General features: G+C 35.5%; 13 protein-coding genes, 1 tRNA gene, 2 rRNA genes and 1 pseudogene. 13 read left to right on the top strand and 4 right to left on the bottom strand.

Translation table 11 applies throughout. The annotated features are described in order from the left end of the window. Nucleotides 1–601 precede the first annotated feature (601 nt). The 4 genes and pseudogenes from BQ4446_RS07320 to tnpA all read left to right on the top strand — a co-directional run bounded on the left by BQ4446_RS07320 (nucleotide 602) and on the right by tnpA (nucleotide 4,490). Nucleotides 602–678: transfer RNA gene (locus BQ4446_RS07320), tRNA-Ile, on the top strand. A 142-nt stretch (nucleotides 679–820) separates the two neighbouring features. Beyond that, nucleotides 821–3,673, top strand: a 23S ribosomal RNA gene (locus BQ4446_RS07315). A 29-nt stretch (nucleotides 3,674–3,702) separates the two neighbouring features. Beyond that, nucleotides 3,703–3,819 (top strand): 5S ribosomal RNA (rrf, locus tag BQ4446_RS07310). 236 nt (nucleotides 3,820–4,055) lie between these two features. Further along, a pseudogene (gene tnpA, locus BQ4446_RS07305) lies at nucleotides 4,056–4,490 on the top strand (IS200/IS605 family transposase). 404 nt (nucleotides 4,491–4,894) lie between these two features. On the opposite strand, the gene BQ4446_RS08790 reads toward tnpA, so the two are convergent. From BQ4446_RS08790 to tyrS, 4 genes are all read right to left on the bottom strand, one after another. Beyond that, nucleotides 4,895–5,023 (bottom strand): hypothetical protein, encoded by a 129-nt coding sequence (locus BQ4446_RS08790; RefSeq protein ID WP_335341266.1) that lies wholly within the window; start codon nucleotides 5,021–5,023, stop codon nucleotides 4,895–4,897. Nucleotides 5,024–5,131: 108 nt separating this feature from the next. Continuing rightward, the gene (locus BQ4446_RS08785; protein WP_245149695.1) at nucleotides 5,132–5,347 is read right to left on the bottom strand and encodes a methylglyoxal synthase; all 216 of its coding nucleotides are present in this window, start codon (nucleotides 5,345–5,347) and stop codon (nucleotides 5,132–5,134) included. Between the two features lie 187 nt (nucleotides 5,348–5,534). After that, a complete protein-coding gene (pepD, locus tag BQ4446_RS07295) occupies nucleotides 5,535–6,932 on the bottom strand; it encodes a beta-Ala-His dipeptidase (RefSeq protein WP_083329060.1) in 1,398 nt (465 codons plus the stop codon). An 8-nt stretch (nucleotides 6,933–6,940) separates the two neighbouring features. Continuing rightward, complete coding sequence (gene tyrS / locus BQ4446_RS07290) at nucleotides 6,941–8,167, bottom strand: tyrosine--tRNA ligase (protein ID WP_071027972.1); 1,227 nt, start codon at nucleotides 8,165–8,167, stop codon at nucleotides 6,941–6,943. 197 nt (nucleotides 8,168–8,364) lie between these two features. Between tyrS and BQ4446_RS07285 the strand changes: the two genes are divergently transcribed. From BQ4446_RS07285 to BQ4446_RS07245, 9 genes are all read left to right on the top strand, one after another. Beyond that, nucleotides 8,365–9,525, top strand: coding sequence for an NAD(P)H-hydrate dehydratase (locus BQ4446_RS07285; protein ID WP_071027971.1), 1,161 nt, complete (start codon nucleotides 8,365–8,367; stop codon nucleotides 9,523–9,525). A 90-nt stretch (nucleotides 9,526–9,615) separates the two neighbouring features. After that, a complete protein-coding gene (locus BQ4446_RS07280; RefSeq protein WP_071027968.1) occupies nucleotides 9,616–9,960 on the top strand; it encodes a type II toxin-antitoxin system PemK/MazF family toxin in 345 nt (114 codons plus the stop codon). A gap of 140 nt (nucleotides 9,961–10,100) precedes the next feature. Then, nucleotides 10,101–10,856, top strand: a complete 756-nt coding sequence (locus BQ4446_RS07275; RefSeq protein WP_071027966.1) for a WecB/TagA/CpsF family glycosyltransferase — start codon at nucleotides 10,101–10,103, stop codon at nucleotides 10,854–10,856. 18 nt (nucleotides 10,857–10,874) lie between these two features. After that, nucleotides 10,875–12,821 carry a transketolase gene (gene tkt / locus BQ4446_RS07270; protein ID WP_071027964.1) on the top strand — a complete coding sequence of 649 codons (1,947 nt, stop codon included), beginning with the start codon at nucleotides 10,875–10,877 and terminating at the stop codon, nucleotides 12,819–12,821. A 34-nt stretch (nucleotides 12,822–12,855) separates the two neighbouring features. Next, nucleotides 12,856–13,923 (top strand): hypothetical protein, encoded by a 1,068-nt coding sequence (locus BQ4446_RS07265; protein ID WP_071027962.1) that lies wholly within the window; start codon nucleotides 12,856–12,858, stop codon nucleotides 13,921–13,923. A 9-nt stretch (nucleotides 13,924–13,932) separates the two neighbouring features. After that, entirely contained in the window at nucleotides 13,933–14,157 is a 225-nt protein-coding gene (locus BQ4446_RS07260; protein WP_071027960.1) for a DUF951 domain-containing protein, read from the top strand. Nucleotides 14,158–14,320: 163 nt separating this feature from the next. Continuing rightward, on the top strand, nucleotides 14,321–15,817 hold the full coding sequence (locus BQ4446_RS07255; protein ID WP_083329071.1) for an ABC transporter ATP-binding protein: 1,497 nt from the start codon (nucleotides 14,321–14,323) through the stop codon (nucleotides 15,815–15,817). Then, nucleotides 15,807–16,940: an ABC transporter permease gene (locus BQ4446_RS07250; protein WP_071027956.1), complete on the top strand. Its 1,134-nt coding sequence runs from the start codon at nucleotides 15,807–15,809 to the stop codon at nucleotides 16,938–16,940. Before BQ4446_RS07255 ends, BQ4446_RS07250 begins: the two co-directional genes overlap by 11 nt. Further along, the gene (locus tag BQ4446_RS07245) at nucleotides 16,933–17,895 is read left to right on the top strand and encodes an ABC transporter permease (protein ID WP_071027954.1); all 963 of its coding nucleotides are present in this window, start codon (nucleotides 16,933–16,935) and stop codon (nucleotides 17,893–17,895) included. Before BQ4446_RS07250 ends, BQ4446_RS07245 begins: the two co-directional genes overlap by 8 nt. The last annotated feature ends 2 nt before the right edge of the window (nucleotides 17,896–17,897 follow it).

Raw genomic sequence — 17,897 nt, 5'->3', positions numbered from 1 at the left:
GGTGATATTTATATTTATATCTTATACCTTAGTAGAAAGAGTATATACTGAAAAAGTTTTTTATTATTTGGATAAAGTAGAAGCCGCTGATTTAGGAGAAATAGAAGAAAATATATTGCGCACAATTTTATATTTATATTTTTTTTAAAAAAGTATGAGGCATGATTACTTAACACGAATTTTTATAACGGAGTATTTAAACAACCAAGTGAGGAGTTTGTACAATGAATAGAAATCTTTTAAGTAAAAACGTGTTTGTATATCTGTTAATAATTAGTATATTATTTCCAACGAATATATTTGCGATAAATGAACATTGCGAATTTAGCTTATCAAAACTGGGCTAATATTTTCACGTTGAAACACCCCGGCTATATTTATTTCAGGTCTTGGGTTAAGGTTAAATATAGAGTAGATAGACTTAATGGAAACATGTATATAGAGGATAGTTACTTGTATATAGAAGCTAACAAATATCTATACAACTCCCCAGACGGAGATGTTGAGTTCGACGGCACTGAAGTTTGGAGCACGAGGATCAAATAGGAACCTACCAAGTTGGTCTGTTAAATTTTTTAATATATAACAGAGACATCTATATGGACCTGTAGCTCAGCAGGTTAGAGCGCACGCCTGATAAGCGTGAGGTCGGTGGTTCGAGTCCACCCAGGTCCACCATAACTTTAAAGATTCTTTTAAAGTTAAGGACCAAATAACCCATCGTAAGATGGGTTGTGAACCATAACAACTAAAAACTAAAAACAAATTTCTAAAAAACAATAAACACTGGAAAATAAACAGAAACAGTTTATTAAACAAAGGTCAAGTTAAAAAGAGCACTAGGTGGATGCCTAGGCACCAAGAGGCGAAGAAGGACGTGACAAGCTGCGAAAAGCTGCGATTAGGAGCAAATATCCCGAAAGTCGCAGATCTCCGAATGGGGAAACCCTTCCGAAAGGAAATCATTAAGTAAATCCATAGCTTAATGAAGCGAACCAGGGGAACTGAAACATCTAAGTACCCTGAGGAAAAGAAAGAAACCTCGATTCCCAAAGTAGCGGCGAGCGAAATGGGACCAGCCCGACCGTACAGACGATCTAAATACTTAGCCGAACAATTTGGGAAAATTGTCCAAAGAAGGTAAAAGACCCGTAGGCGAAAAGGAAGAAAGATCAGTACAAAAGACTACCACGAGACACGAGAAACCTTGTGGGAACATGGGGGGACCGCCCCCTAAGGCTAAATACTCCTTGGTGACCGATAGCGAACAAGTACCGTGAGGGAAAGGTGAAAAGAACCCCGAGAGGGGAGTGAAAAAGAATCTGAAACCTAGTGTTTACAAGCAGCGAAAATGGCACAAGCCATGATCGTGTACTTTTTGTAGAACGGGCCAGCGAGTTATGGTAAGAGGCAAGATTAATCTCTAAAGGAGAGGAGTCGCAGGGAAACCGAGTCTTAAAAGGGCGGAAGTCACTTGCCATAGACCCGAAACCGTGTGATCTATCCATGGGCAGAGTGAAGTTGAAGTAAAATTCAATGGAGGCTCGAACCGGGTAGCGTTTAAAAGCTATCGGATGACCTGTGGATAGGGGTGAAAAGCCAAACGAACACGGAGATAGCTGGTTCTCCTCGAAATAGCTTTAGGGCTAGCCTCTAGGGGCGTGTGAAGGAGGTAGAGCACTGATTGGTCAAGGGGCATGCATATGTTACCGAGACCTATCAAACTCCGAATGCCGAGACACAACCTAGGGAGTCAGACTATGTGGGATGAGCTTCATAGTCGAAAGGGAAACAGCCCAGACCATCAGCTAAGGTCCCAAAATAATAGTTAAGTGGGAAAGGAAGTAGAATTACTGAGACAACTAGGATGTTGGCTTAGAAGCAGCCATACATTCAAAGAGTGCGTAATAGCTCACTAGTCAAGTGATTCTGCGCCGAAGATAACCGGGGCTAAACTATATACCGAAGCTATGGAATTGAAAAATTGGTAGAGGAGCAATGTATAAAAGAAGAAGCATAAGACGCAAGTCAATGTAGATGATATACAAGAGAGAATGCTGGCATGAGTAGCGAGAGGTGAGCGAGAATCTCACCCGTCGAAAACCTAAGGATTCCTGAGCAAGGCTCGTCCACTCAGGGTAAGTCGGGACCTAAGGCGAGGCTGAAAAGCGTAGTCGATGGACAACAGGTGGAAATTCCTGTACCGATATGAATCGATTGAAATAAGTGGGGACACAGGAGGATAGTAGTAGCGCCCAGTTGGTGAGGCGTGCAAATGCAAAGTCTGGTAAATAGGCAAATCCGTTTACCGAAAAAGGTGAAGCATGATGCAGATCGAAAACAAGTAGAGAAAGATACGAATCCACACTGTCAAGAAAAGCCGCGTATTAGAGACATATCGCCCGTACCGCAAACCGACACAGGTAGGAAAGGAGAGAATCCTAAGACGAGCGGAAAAACCTTTGTTAAGGAACTCGGCAAAATGACCCCGTAACTTCGGGAGAAGGGGAGCCCCTGTAAAAGGGGGCCGCAGTGAAAAGGCCCAAGCGACTGTTTACCAAAAACACAAGTTTCTGCCAAGTCGAAAGACGAAGTATAGGAGCTGACACCTGCCCGGTGCTGGAAGGTTAAGGGAAAAAGTTAGCGTAAGCGAAGCTTAGAACTGAAGCCCCAGTAAACGGCGGCCGTAACTATAACGGTCCTAAGGTAGCGAAATTCCTTGTCGGGTAAGTTCCGACCCGCACGAAAGGTGTAACGATTTGGGCACTGTCTCAACAAAGGATCCGGTGAAATTGTAGTAGCGGTAAAGATGCCGCTTACCCACGACAGGACGGAAAGACCCCGTGGAGCTTTACTGTAGGCTGAGATTGGATTTTGGGATCAAATGTACAGGATAGGTGGGAGGCAAAGAAACATGTACGCCAGTATATGCGGAGCCGACCTTGGGATACCACTCTTTTGATACTAGAATTCTAACCTAACCCCATGAATCTGGGGAAGGGACACTCTCAGTTGGACAGTTTGACTGGGGCGGTCGCCTCCAAAAGAGTAACGGAGGCGTTCAAAGGTTCCCTCAGCACGGACGGAAATCGTGCAAAGAGTATAAAGGCAGAAGGGAGCTTAACTGCGAGACCAACAAGTCGAGCAGATGCGAAAGCAGGACTTAGTGATCCGGTGGTACCGAGTGGAAGGGCCATCGCTCAACGGATAAAAGCTACCCCGGGGATAACAGGCTTATCTCCCCCAAGAGTCCACATCGACGGGGAGGTTTGGCACCTCGATGTCGGCTCGTCTCATCCTGGGGCTGAAGTAGGTCCCAAGGGTTGGGCTGTTCGCCCATTAAAGAGGCACGCGAGCTGGGTTCAGAACGTCGCGAGACAGTTCGGTCCCTATCCGTCGTGGGCGTAGGAAATTTGAGAGGAGCTGTCCTTAGTACGAGAGGACCGGGATGGACAAACCTCTGGTGCACCAGTTGTCATGCCAATGGCACAGCTGGGAAGCTAAGTTTGGAAGGGATAAGAGCTGAAAGCATCTAAGCACGAAGCCCCCCTCGAGATGAGATTTCCCTCAGAAATGATAAGACCCCTTGAAGAAAATGAGGTAGATAGGCTCAAGGTGTAAGAGTAGCAATACTTTAAGCTAGCGAGTACTAATAGGTCGAAGACTTGACCAAAGAAGAAAAGTTTTTAGTTTTTAAGTTTATCCGGTGAGAATAGGAAGATGGACACACCTGTAACCATACCGAACACAGAAGTTAAGCATCTATCCGCTGATGGTACTTGGTTGGCAACGACCTGGGAGAGTAAGTTATTGCCGGTTCAAAGTCTATGGACGCAAAACTCATTTCGTTTATAGACTTTTGCTATTTTATAATATTTTAAAAGGACTGCCCTTTGGCAGTCTTTTTCATTTGTGACTTTAGTAAGTTGAGCACGCAAGGCGTGTGAAACATAAAACTACCCGCTATGCGGATATGCAACAATAGGTTATAGCAAAAAATCACCTTCGTATTATAATAGAGTTGTTCAGACCTAAAATAATAAGAGGTGATTAATATGGAACAAAAGGCAAATTCATTATCACACACAAAATGGATGTGTAAAAATCATATTGTCTTTACACCAAAGTATAGACGAAAAATAGTATTTAATCAATATCGAGATAGTTTGGGAGAGATATTTAGGACATTATGCAAATACAAAGGAGTAGAAATAATAGAATGACATTTAATGCCAGATCATGTGCATATGTTAGTTAGTATTCCCCCAAAAATATCAGTGTCAAGTTTCATGGGATACTTGAAAGGAAAAAGTGCACTAATGATGTTAGACAAGCATGTAAACCTAAAATACAAATTTGGAAATAGACATTTTTTGGCAGAGGGATATTATGTAAGTACGGTAGGATTGAATGAACAAACAATAGCAAAGTATATAAGAGAGCAAGAGCAACATGACATAGCAATGGATAAATTAAGTGTAAAAGAATAGGAAGATCCATCCAAAATAAGATGAATGAAGCCCTTTCAGGGCTAGCTAAAGAGGCAAAAATAATAAGGTTTGAACAAAGTGAAAACCAGCGCCTTGAGACGCTGGTTGGTATCACTCGGGCTTATAGCCCGTGATCAAACCACCCGTTTGACGGGTGGTTATGATTTATGAGGGGGGAGTCCCGTCCTTCTTAATTATGTGTAGAACGTGTGTAAGAGATTTTGGTGTGTATAGGACGCATAAAATACTTTAGATTTTATTATTTTTATCTAGCTTTTATTATACTAATGAGTAAGGATTATTATCATCATAAGTATTACTATGTTCTTTTTATCTAATCCTTATATTTTAATAAGAGTAAAAATGAGGGTAAGGACAAATTTATTTAAATTAAAAGTTATTATTTATTCAAATTTATTTTCATAAATCATATTTTCTACATTATCATCTGAATTTGGTGCATATGCATTATATGTTTCATCAAATAGCGATGAAGTTATTAAATAATCAGCTGTGATTTTTGAAGTTGCCATTGCCACATCATATAAGGTCGAAATTCTAAGCAGAGCCTTAACATCTGGATCGTGGGGAAGGGCTTCAAGTGGATCCCAAAAAAATATTAATATATCTATTTTGGATTTTTAAATTAAGGCTCCTAACTGCTGATCGCCGCCAAGAGGACCTGATGCTAATTTTTCAACAGTAAGTGATGTGTTATTTGTTATAAGAGTTGCTGTTGTCCCTGTGCCAATTAAATTGTGGTTTTTTAGTTTATTTTCATAGGACTTAACCCATTCTATTAGTTCTTTCTTTTTGTGATCGTGTGCAACAAGAGCAATTGTTTTTTTCTTTTTCATTTCAATTTTTTTACTTTCCGTAATTCTCCCTTCTAATCTATAAATAATTTATAAATTTTGTTATCCTATAAATACAATAAAATATAGAAAATAATTTGTCTAGCTCATTATTTCTACTTAAAAATTTATTAAAAAAAGGCAAGCCCACATGATTCAGGTTTGCCAATTTTTTTTGATATTAGAGCTTTTATTTTAAATTTTCAATAATTGCTTTTAAGTGCTTATAAACTCTTTTTGTTGATTCAATATATAATGTTTCCTTTGGAGTGTGGGCTCCTGTAATTGTTGGTCCTATGGAAACTATATCAAGATTTGGATTTTTCTTATAAAATACTCCACATTCTAATCCTCCATGAGTAATTTCAAGGGACATTTCTTTTCCATATTGGTCCTTATAAGTTTTATTTACAAGTTCTCTAAAGTCTGATTCTTTTTTATATTCCCATTCAGGATAATAATTAATAAAGTTCACTTCTACTGGATAGCCCTTAGAAATTTCTGTAAAGGTCTTTTCAAAATCTTCTAATAATGAAGACTTGGCAAATCTTATAGAATCTTTAATTTCATATTTTTCTTCATCTTCTGTGAACCTTCTAACTATTGCAAGATTTGATGAAGATTCTAGGAATTTTTTACTTTCGTCTGTATATGATTTAACGCCTGTTGGAAGGGCTAGTAGTAAATCTGCAAAATCTTCTGTTGATTTTTTATTTTTGATTTTTCCTTTGTAGTCTTCTTTTTTTGCCTTGATTTCAAGTTTTCCTTCAACTTCTTTATATTTTTCTTCTATTTCTTTTTTTATTTCTTCAAAGATATCTTCTTTAAGTTCAATTTTCAAGAAACCTTCTCTTGGAATGGCATTATCTTTTGTGCCGCAGTTAAAATCTACAAGCCTTGCCTTAGACAATTTTACAAAATCTGCCATTACTTTAATCATATTGCCCTTATTTTTGGAAATTTCAACACCAGAATGGCCTCCTTCAAATCCTCCAAAGTCAATTTTTAAAATTGTACCTTCAAAATTTTCATATTCAGGAGCAAATATTCCTTGATATTGTTTGCCTCCTGCTGATGAAACAGTTAAAACTCCTTCATCTTCTGAGTCAATATTAATTAAATAGTCTCCTTCTAAATGTTTTGGGTCAAGTTCCTTGGCTCCGTGCATATCAGTTTCTTCTGAAACAGTTACAATAATTGTCATTGGGCCGTGAGATGTTTCTTCTGCAAGGGCAAGGGCACTTGCAAGGCCAACACCGTCATCTGCACCTAGAGTTGTTTTGTTTGCATGAAGTTTATCTCCATCTTGGATTAATTCTATTGGGTCCTTTAAAAAGTCATGGTCAGATTCTTGAAGTTTTTCGCAAACCATATCCATATGACCTTGCAAAATAACTCTTTTGTCATTTTCCTTGCCCTTAGAGGCTGGAACATCCATAACAATATTTAGGGCCTTATCTTGAACTACCTTATAACCCTTTTCCTCTCCTAATTTTACAAGATAATCAGAAATTCCTTTTTCATTTCCTGATCCTCTTGGGATTTGTGAAATTTTTTTAAAATAATCGAAAACTAAACTTTTTTCCATCTTGCACCTCATTTTAAAATAATTTTGTGGTAAACTTTTTTACCTTTTTTAATAATTATTTCTCCGTCTTTAAAATCTTTTTTCCTAATAATTAAAGCAGGGTCTTCAATTTTTTGGTCATTTATAGAAACTCCGCCTTGGTTTATTAGTCTTCTGCCTTCAGAATTTGTCTTTATAAGGTCTACCATGTTCATAAGATCTAAAATTCCTATGCCATCTTTTATTATATCAATTTTTAGTTCACTTGAGGGCATATTTTCTGCATTTATATTTCCACCAAAAAGATTTCTTGAAGTTTCTAGTGCCTTATCTGCTTCTTCCTTGCCATGAACATCTTTTACAACTTCGTAAGCCAATACTTCCTTGGCCTTATTTAATTCTTGACCTTCTAATTTTTCATATTTAGCAATTTCGTCCATGTCAAGCATTGTTAGAAGTTTTAAAAATTTAATTACATCTCTGTCATCAGTATTTCTAAGGTATTGGAACATTTCATAGGGAGAAGTTTTTTCTTTTGAAAGCCAAATTGCTCCCTTTTCAGTCTTGCCCATTTTAATGCCATTTGCAGTTATTAAAAGTTTAAAAGTCATGCCGAATACTTTTTCTTCTTCAAGTTTTCTTACAAGTTCGTAGCCACCAATAATATTTGACCATTGGTCAGAACCTCCAAGTTCAAGTTTAACATGGTGGTTTCTATAAAGATAAAGGAAGTCATAGGACTGCATTAGCATATAGGAGAATTCAAAAAAAGTTAGTCCCTTTTCCATCCTATTTTTGTAGCAGTCAAAAGTTAGCATCCTATTAACAGAAAAATGAACACCAATATTTCTTACAAATTCAAGAAAATTTAAATTTAAAAGCCAGTCAGCATTGTTTAAAATTAATCCCTTGTTTTGAGAAAAGTCTATGAAATTTGAAATTTGATTTTTAAAGCACTGAGCGTTGTGGTCAATAACTTCTCTTGTCATTAATTTTCTCATATCATTTTTTCCTGAAGGGTCGCCAATGGAAGTTGTGCCGCCTCCTAAAAGTGCAACAGGAATGTGGCCTGCCTTTTGCATATGCTGCATAACCCTAATTTGTAAAAAATGACCAAGTGTTAATGAATCAGCAGTTGCATCAAAGCCAATATAAAATTTTACCTTTTCTTCTTCAAGCATCTTTTTAAGATTTTCTTCATCAGTTACAGAATCAATAAAACCTCTCTCTTCTAACGTGTCAAATACATTTTTCATTTTTACCTCCACAATAAAAGGCCCAGGCGTTAAAGGGACGCAATCGTGGTACCACCCTTCTTCGCACAAGGCCTTAAAAATTATTCGACTCCAATATTGTAATTCAGCATAAGCTTACTGTATATCTTCATTGTCTTTAATATGATATACTAAAATTATACTAATAAAAATTTTTAAAGTCAATGGGAAGTGGTTAAATGTTAGGTATTGATATTGTTAAGATTTCAAGAATAGAAAAGATTTATAAGAAGCACCCAAATTTTTTAGAAAAGATTTTTGGAGAAGAGGAAATTGCATATATAAACAAAAGAAAATATCCCTATGAAAGAATTGCAGGACTTTTTGCAGCCAAGGAAGCCATAATAAAGACCATGGATTTTGAATTTAATTTTTCTCCAAAGGAGATAGAAATTTTAAGGTTTGGAAAAAAGCCCTATGGATTTTTTAAAGGAGAGATTTTTGACTTATCCATAAGCCATGAAAAAGACTATGCCCTAGCTATAGCAAAAAAAAGAGAATTTATGCCAAAAGTTAGGGAAGAATTTTTAAATACAATTTCAAAAAGAGATAAAAATTCTCACAAGGGAAGCTACGGAAAAATAGGAATTATTGGAGGCTCACTTGGCATGACAGGATCAATTTATCTTTCAGCAAATGCAAGCCTAAAGGCTGGGGCAGGTCTTGTTTATGCCCTTGTGCCAAAAGAAATTTTTGAAGTTATGTCCATTAAATTTGTAGAACCAATAGCTAAAGCCTTTGAAAATAATGATGCTTTAGAAGCTTTTATAAAAAATCTTGATATTTTAGCAATAGGACCAGGTATGGGAAGAAAGGAATCAGCCATTGATCTTTTGAAAAAAGTTCTACCCGTAAAAAAACCCCTTTTAATAGATGCAGACGGTCTAACAAACTTAGGGGAAATTGAAAATCCTTTTAAGGATAGGGACGATTTTTCTACAGTCCTAACACCACATGCCTTGGAATTTTCAAGAATTTCTGGATATGATTTAAGAGATATAGAAAATTCAAGAGAGGATTTGGCAAGGGCATATGCAAAAAAAAATAAAATTATTTTAGTCCTCAAGGGTCATAATACGATTGTAACAGATGGTGAGAGGGTATATATTAACGACTCAGGAAATGCTGGCATGGCAACAGCAGGTTCAGGTGATGTTTTAACGGGAATTATTTCATCCCTATTAAAAATTCTCCCTCCCTATGAAGCTGCAAAAATTGGAGTTTATGTCCATGGCCTTGCTGGCGACTTTGCCAAGGAAAAATATGGAGAAAATTCATTAATTGCAAGAAATATTATAGAATTTTTGCCCAAAACCTTTAAATGCCTAGAAAAATCTTAATTTCAAGGCAATAGTGAATTTTTGACAAAGACCAATTTCTAACTTATAATTAAGTGGGAAAGTTTTTTCTGAGGCTTAAAAGGTGAGATAATGATAATAAAAAGAGGAGATATTTTTTATGCAGACCTTTCGCCGGTTATTGGTTCGGAACAGGGTGGCGTTAGACCTGTTGTGGTTGTCCAGAACGATGTTGGAAACAAATATTCACCAACTTTAATTGTAGCCGCTATCACAAGTCAATTAAATAAAGCTAAGTTGCCCACCCATGTAAATGTAAAAGCGAAAACTGTACCGCTTCCAAAAAATTCAGTTATATTACTAGAGCAAATTAGGACGATTGATAAAAAAAGGCTCAGAGAAAAAATAGGCAAATTCGGTGACGATGTAATGGATAGTATAGATGCGGCTATAAAAGTGAGTTTGGGAATTAAATAGTTGTGGACTTACATATTGGAGCTGTCTTAGGACGGCTCTTTTAAATTGTAAATTTTAGACACATCCTTTGGTTTTTTTATGGAAAATAAGGGCCTACTATGATAAAATCAAGAAAGAAATTTAATTAAGGATAGGATATTTTGAATACTATTTCTATATTTGGAGTAAATATTTGTAATATTGACTTTGAAGAAAATAAAAAAATTTTAAATTCTTTTTTAAAGTCTGAAAAATTAAATAAAATTTATACGCCCAACACGGAAATTGTAATGGCGGCAAAAAACGATGAAGGCCTAAAGGCCCTAATAAATAAGGGGGATTTAATTCTAGCTGACGGAATTGGTCTTATTTATGCCTCAAAAATGAGAAAAAAGCCTCTGAAAGAAAGAGTAACTGGTTTTGACAGCTCAATTGAGCTTTTAAAAATGGCCAATAAAGATGCTTTAAAAGTATACTTTTTAGGGGGAAAAGAGAGAATTGCCAAAAGGGCAGCTGAAAATGTGAAAAGAGAATATGAAAACCTAATTATTTGTGGCTATCACAATGGTTATTTTAAAGGAGCTCACACGGGGGATATAAATTCTCCTGAGGAGGAAGCAATAATTAGGCAAATAAATGAAAAAAATCCCCATATAATTTTTGTGGGTCTAGGTTTCCCAAAACAGGAAATATGGATAGACAAAAATTATGATAGGCTAAAGGGTAAAATTATTATTGGAAATGGAGGAGTTTTAGATATTTTGGCAGGTGCTACCAAAAGAGCTCCGGAAATTTTTATAAAATTAAATTTAGAATGGTTTTATAGGCTTATTACTGACCCCAAAAGAATTAAAAGACAGCTAGCCATTCCAAAATTTTTGCTTGCAGTTTTATTTGATAAATCCAGCGTGAAATAAAAGAGGGAAGGAGAAACAATGAAGGATATTAATAATGTAAATACTATAAGAATGTTATCAATTGATCAAGTTCAAAGGGCAAATTCTGGTCATCCAGGTCTGCCACTTGGGGCTGCACCAATGACCTATGAACTTTTTAAAAACTTTTTAAGACATAATCCAAAGGATCCAGCTTGGTTTAACAGGGACAGATTTATTTTGTCTGCAGGTCATGGATCAGCACTTTTATATTCACTTTTATACTTATTTGACTATGGACTTACTCTTGATGACCTAAAGAATTTTAGGCAAATTGATTCAAAAACTCCTGGCCATCCTGAATATGGTCATACAAAGGGGGTTGAAGCAACAACAGGCCCTCTGGGGCAAGGAATTTCAATGGCTGTTGGAATGGCACTTGCAGAAGAAAAACTTGCAAGTATTTATAATAGGGATTTGAAATTAATAGACCACTACACCTATGCCCTTGTTGGAGATGGTTGTTTAATGGAGGGAATTTCCAACGAAGCATCCTCCCTTGCAGGAACTTTGAATTTAAAAAAATTAATAGTTTTATACGATTCTAATAATATTACAATTGAAGGTTCAACAGAGCTTGCCTTTACTGAAGATGTTTTAAAGAGATATGAAGCCTTAAATTGGAAGGTCTTTGAAGTTAAGGACGGAAATTCTTTAGAAGAAATTGGAAAGGCTATAGAGCTTGCAAAAAAATCAGATAAACCATCTCTAATAAAAATTAATACAAAAATCGGCTATGGATCCCCAAGAGCTGGGTCAGAAAAAAGTCATGGCGAAGCTTTGGGCGAGGAAAATATTAAAAAGACTAGAGAATTTTTTGCCATGAAAGATGAAGATTTTTATGTGGCAGATGAAGTTAAAAATTCTTTTAAAGAAATAATTAAGGATTTAGAAGAAAAATATAATAAGGAAAAAGAAAAGGAAAAGGCCTACGAGGACAAATATCCAGATCTTTATAAAGACTTTATGGATAACTATGAAGGAAAGATTAAGGACTCCTTTATTGATGAAAAGGTCTATGATTCTTTCAATAAAGATATGGCAACAAGAGGATCTTCAGGAAAAGTTTTAAACCATATTGGCAAAAAATATAAAAATATTTTTGGAGGGTCAGCTGACCTAGCACCTTCAAATAAATCATCCCTAGATGGGGAAGAATATTTTTCAAAAACAAATAGGGAAGGAAGAAATTTAACCTTTGGCGTTAGAGAAAATGCCATGGGAGCAATAACAAATGGAATACTTCTCCATGGAGGTTTAAGAACTTATGGGGCAACTTTTTTAGTTTTTTCAGACTATATGAAGCCATCAATAAGACTTTCCTGCCTAATGAATATTCCAAATATTTTTATCTTTACTCACGATTCAATTGGAGTTGGAGAAGATGGACCAACCCACCAAGCAATAGAACATCTTGCAGCCCTAAGATCTATACCAAATATTATTGTCTTTAGACCTTGCGACGGCAGAGAAACTGCAGTGGGCTGGGAAATTGCCATGAAGTCAAAACACACTCCCGTAGCCTTGATTTTAACAAGACAAAACCTTCCACAAATGGAAAATTCTTCAAGAGATGCCAGCAAGGGAGCCTACGTTTTAAAGAAGGAAAGGGGAGAACTTGAAAAAATTGTAATCGCTACAGGCTCTGAAGTTCATCTTGCCTATGAGGCAGTAAAGGAAATGGATAATGTAAGACTTGTATCCATGCCTTCAATGGAACTTTTTGAAGCCCAAGCCGCAAGTTATAGGGAAGAAATCCTTCCAAAGAAAATTACAAAAAGACTTAGCGTTGAAGCTTCATCATCCTTTGGTTGGCAAAAATATACAGGCTTTGAAGGGAAAAATATTTTCATAGATTCCTTTGGAGTTTCAGGCAAGGGAAGCGAAGTCTATAAATATTTTGACATAACCACAGACCACATAAAAAAAGCAATAGAAGAACTATAAGCATAGGGGAAAGCCCCATAGGAAGTGACGAATTTTGAAAATTAAAAAAAATCATCTCTTAATGATTATTTTTTTATTGATTTTATTCATATATATAATTGGAAATAGGTCAAACTTTACAAAGACAAGGACCATTGAAAGAATTAAGGGCATGAATACCCAAAGCCCAATTGAAGACTTTCACATAACGAATAAGTCCGTGTTTTTGTGGGGCAACAATACCCTTTACCTTTGTGACAAGGAAGGCAACATTTTAAAGAAAATTGAAAGAGATGATGACAAACTCCAAAATTATTTTATAAATAACTATGCCTTTTTATATGAAGAAGACCTAAAAAGAGTTTATCAATATTCCGAATATGGAGAGCTTTTAAATACAATTGTAGTTCCAGGAAAAATTTTAAATATATCCTATGAAAATTCCAATACAGTCTTTCATATAGAAGATAAGGATAAGGAAATCCTCTATGTATTGGGAAATGACAATTCCCTTTCAGAACTTTATTCTACAGGAAATAGAATTTTAGCCCACAATCTAATTGACAAAAATAATTTTGCTGTTGGAGAAATGCAAATTAGTGCCAATGGTTATAAGTCACTTTTAAATCTTTCAAAAAAGGGAGTCAATGAACAAAAGACATTAAATAATGAAGTAGTTATGTTTATAAAAGCCGAAGGAAATTCCTTTTTGGCCCTCACCAATGAAAATCTATATAGGTATATAGATAAAGAAAACTTTTATACGGCAAAGATTCCAAACATAACAGACATTGCCGTAAATGGAAAGATAACTTACCTTCTCCATTCTGGCATACTGTCAAAATATAATTATAAGCTGGAAGAAACTGAGAAAAAAATAATTGCCGCAAATGTAAATAAGATAAAACTAATTTCAGGCTCGGTTTATGTTTTAGGACCGTCAGATATTGGAGGAGAAATAGGAAAGGGCGGAGAATTTTATAGGAGGCTAGGCTACTCCATAGAAAAAATTGAAATAGAAGGCCTAACTATTGGTCTTTTAAAGGATAATGAACTTAATCTTTACAGGATTACAAATAAAAGAATATCCGAAGGAGAAAACGAAGATATATCAATAAAATAAGGGGGACCTATGTTATATTATAAACTTGATGATATAGTAACTTTGAAAAAAATTCATGCCTGTGGTGAAAATAAGTGGAAAATTGTTAGAGTTGGTGCAGATATTAAACTCGAATGTTTAGACTGCGGTAAATTAATTTGGATGAGCAGAATGGAATTTGAAAAGAGAGTTAGAAAAATAAAAGAAGGGGAAAAGTTTGTAAGTATTGTCCACCACAAAAATGAGGAAGAATAAACAAAAGGCTCGGAAGTCCGAGCCTTTTTAATTTACATAAAAGTCAATGATTTTTTATTTCTTATTAATTTATTTAATAATTCTTAATCTTTTGATATAATTTATTTAACAAAGTAAAGGAGAGTTTAGCTTGGATATAAATAAGGATAATCTTGTTGTATCAATGAGAGGAATCACAAAAAAATTTGGTGATTTCGTTGCCAATGACAAGATTGATTTAGATGTAAAAGCAGGCGAGGTTCATGCGCTTTTAGGTGAAAATGGAGCCGGCAAATCCACTTTAATGAATATGCTTTATGGTCTGTATCAGCCAACTGAAGGTGATATATACATAAAAGGCCAAAAGAAAAAATTTAAAGACCCAAAAGATGCTATTGAAGCTGGGCTAGGTATGGTCCATCAGCATTTTATGTTAATTGAACCTTTTACTGTAGTAGAAAATATAATACTTGGAAAGGAAAGGACAAAGGGAATTTTTCTTGATATGGAAAAGGCAAGAAGGGATGTCTTAGATCTTTCTGAAAAATATGGTCTTGCCATTGACCCCGATGCCAAAATTGAAAATGTAACTGTTTCCACTCAGCAAAGGGTTGAAATTTTAAAAATTCTTTACAGGGGAGCGGATATTTTAATTTTTGACGAACCAACTGCAGTTTTAACTCCTCAAGAAATTGATGAACTTGGGGAAATAATTAAAAATCTTTCGGATATGGGAAAAGCAGTTATTATTATTACTCACAAACTTAAAGAAATTAAGGAAATGGCAGATAGGTGCACAATAATAAGAAGGGGCAAAAAAATTGCAACTGTTGATGTAAAAGATGTGTCTGAAGAAGATCTTGCCAATATGATGGTGGGAAGGTCTGTACTTTTAAATGTTGAAAAGGGTCCACAAAAAGAGGGGGATTTAGTTTTAGAAATTAAGGATCTTGTCGTTAAAGATGAAAAGGGAATTAATAAGGTTAATGGCCTTAATTTAAAACTTCACTATGGAGAAATTTTAGGACTTGCTGGAGTTGATGGGAATGGTCAATCACAACTTTTAGAAGCCTTAACAGGATTAAGAAAGGTGACAAGCGGCGAGATTTTAATTAATGGGGAAGATATTGCCAATAAAAGTCCAAGACATATCCAAGAAAAGGGAATGTATAATATCCCGGAAGATAGACAAAAAAGAGGTCTTGTTTTAGATTATTCAATTGCTGAAAATATTGTTTTGGAAAATTATTATAAGGATCAGTTTTCTAAAAAGGGAATTTTAAAATTCAAGGAAATTGAAGATTATTCCAAAGATTTAATTGAAAAATTCGATGTTAGACCTAGGGATATTTCCTATGCAGCAGGAGATCTTTCTGGTGGCAATCAGCAAAAAGTAATTTTGGCAAGGGAAATTTCCAATGATCCTGACGTTTTAATTGCTGCACAGCCAACAAGAGGACTTGATGTTGGTGCTATTGAATTTATTAGAAAATATTTAGTAGACCAAAGAGATAAGGGCAAGGCTGTTTTACTTGTGTCCTTTGAACTTGATGAAATTCTTGCTCTATCTGATAGAATAAATGTAATTTTTGGAGGCAAAATTACAGGCTCCTTCAAAAGGGAAGATACTGACGAAAGGCAGCTAGGCCTATACATGGCAGGTGGTAAAAATGAAAATTAATAAAAGATTTGTCTATACACTAATTGCCATTCTTTTTGGCGTTTTAATTGGTTCTGTAATTCTTATAATAAATAATATTAACCCGGTTGAGGCCTATAAGGTTATATTTTTAGGTTCTTTTGGAAAGCCGAAATATATTTCTTGGGTTTTAGTTCGGGCCTGCCCCTATATTTTAACAGGACTTTCAGTTGCTTTTGCCTTCCAAACAGGTTTATTTAATATTGGAGCTGAAGGTCAATATATTGTTGGAGGACTTGGTGCTTTAATTGTGGGAATTTTAGTTCCCATGCCTCCAGTTATTCATGCTATTGTTGCCCTTTTTGTTGGTGGTATTTGTGGAGCTATTTGGGGAGGAATTGTAGGTTATTTAAAGGCAAAGCATGAAGTAAATGAAGTTATTTCTTCAATAATGCTTAATTGGGTTGCCTTTTATCTTTCAAATTTTGCCTTAACTTTTCACAGTTTAAGAAATATTGAATCAGATAATTCCTATCCAATTCTTGAAAGTGCATCAATACGAATTTTGGGTCTTTGGAAAAAATCTGAAGCAGGAAAGGAATTTTTAAGGTCTAATAAATTTATTAGAGATATATTAAATCCGCCAGTCAATTGGGGAATAATTTTTGCAATAATATGCGTAATTGTAATTTGGTATATTTTAAAGAAGACAACACTTGGCTATGAATTAAAGGCTGTTGGTTTTAATTCATCAGCTGCAGAATATGCAGGTATAAATATTAATTCATCTATAGTAAAATCTATGGCAATTTCTGGAGCTCTTTCAGGACTTGCAGGTGCAATTATGGTTTTAGGTGTAAATCATAATATTGGAAGGATGTCATCTACTGAGGGTTATGGTTTTGACGGAATGGCAGTTGCCTTAATTGCAGGTAATTCACCAATAGGTATAATTCCTTCCGCCATTTTATATTCTGCCCTTAATTATGGGGGAGCAAAGCTTACAACAATAGGAACATATTCAGAAGTTGTAAAAATAGTAATTGGCATAATCATTATATTTATTTCTATGCCTAAACTTTTTGAAATTTTAAAACAAAGGGGATTTAAGATCTTTAAGGGACCTAAATCTGCTAGTGGAAATGAGGCGAAAAAAGATGAATGATTTTTTATTAAATTTAGCTAATATTTTATCCATAACACTTTTATATTCAGCCCCCTTAATTTATACGGCTCTTGGAGGAGTAATAAGTGAAAATGCCGGTGTTGTAAATATCGGCCTTGAAGGCATGATGTCAATAGGGGCAATTGTTGGATCAATTGTGGGATTTTATAGTGGAAATCCATGGCTGGCCTTTTTGTGCGGCGGCCTTGGGGCAATGGCTCTTGCCTTAATTCATGCAATTGCAACTGTTTCTCTTGCAGCAGACCATGTTGTTTCAGGTATTGCTATAAATCTTTTGGGCCCTGGCCTTGCTCTTTTCCTTTGCAGATTATTTTTTGACGGTGCGGCAATGTCAAAGCCAATCCCCTATGAAAATAAACTTCCAATGCTTTTTAAGGGATTTTTCACAGCGGAAAGGATGGCAAAATTTCCATTTTTAAAATATTTAGACATCATTTTTTCCCAATATATAATTGTTTATATAGCCTTAATTTTAGTTTTCCTAACTTGGCTAATTCTATATAAGACAAGACTGGGACTAAGAATAAGATCATGCGGAGAACATCCAAGGGCTGCAGAAACTTTAGGAATTAATGCCTATAAAATAAAATATATTTCGGTTTTGGCTTCAGGATTTTTAGCAGGACTTGGGGGAGCAAGTATGTCCCTTTCTGTTGTTTCATCTTATAGAGAAACTTTAATTTCAGGTCAAGGATTTATTGCCCTTGCTGCCATGATTTTTGGAGGTTGGACACCACAAGGTGCTATGCTTGGCTGCCTACTTTTCGGTGCATCTCAAGGTCTTTCAATCTTTTTAGGGTCAGTAGGTGTAAAGATAGATACAAATATTCTTTCAATGATTCCTTATATTATTACCCTTGTTGTTCTTGTATTATTTGTTAAGGGATCAAAGGGACCATCAGCAGATGGCAAGCCCTATGAAAGAAATAACTAATT

It is taken from the genome of Peptoniphilus raoultii (assembly GCF_900099555.1).
GTDB lineage: Bacteria > Bacillota > Clostridia > Tissierellales > Peptoniphilaceae > Peptoniphilus_A > Peptoniphilus_A raoultii.
The sequence above is the reverse complement of the archived record's forward strand: the minus strand, read 5'-3'. Positions and strand labels throughout refer to the sequence as shown.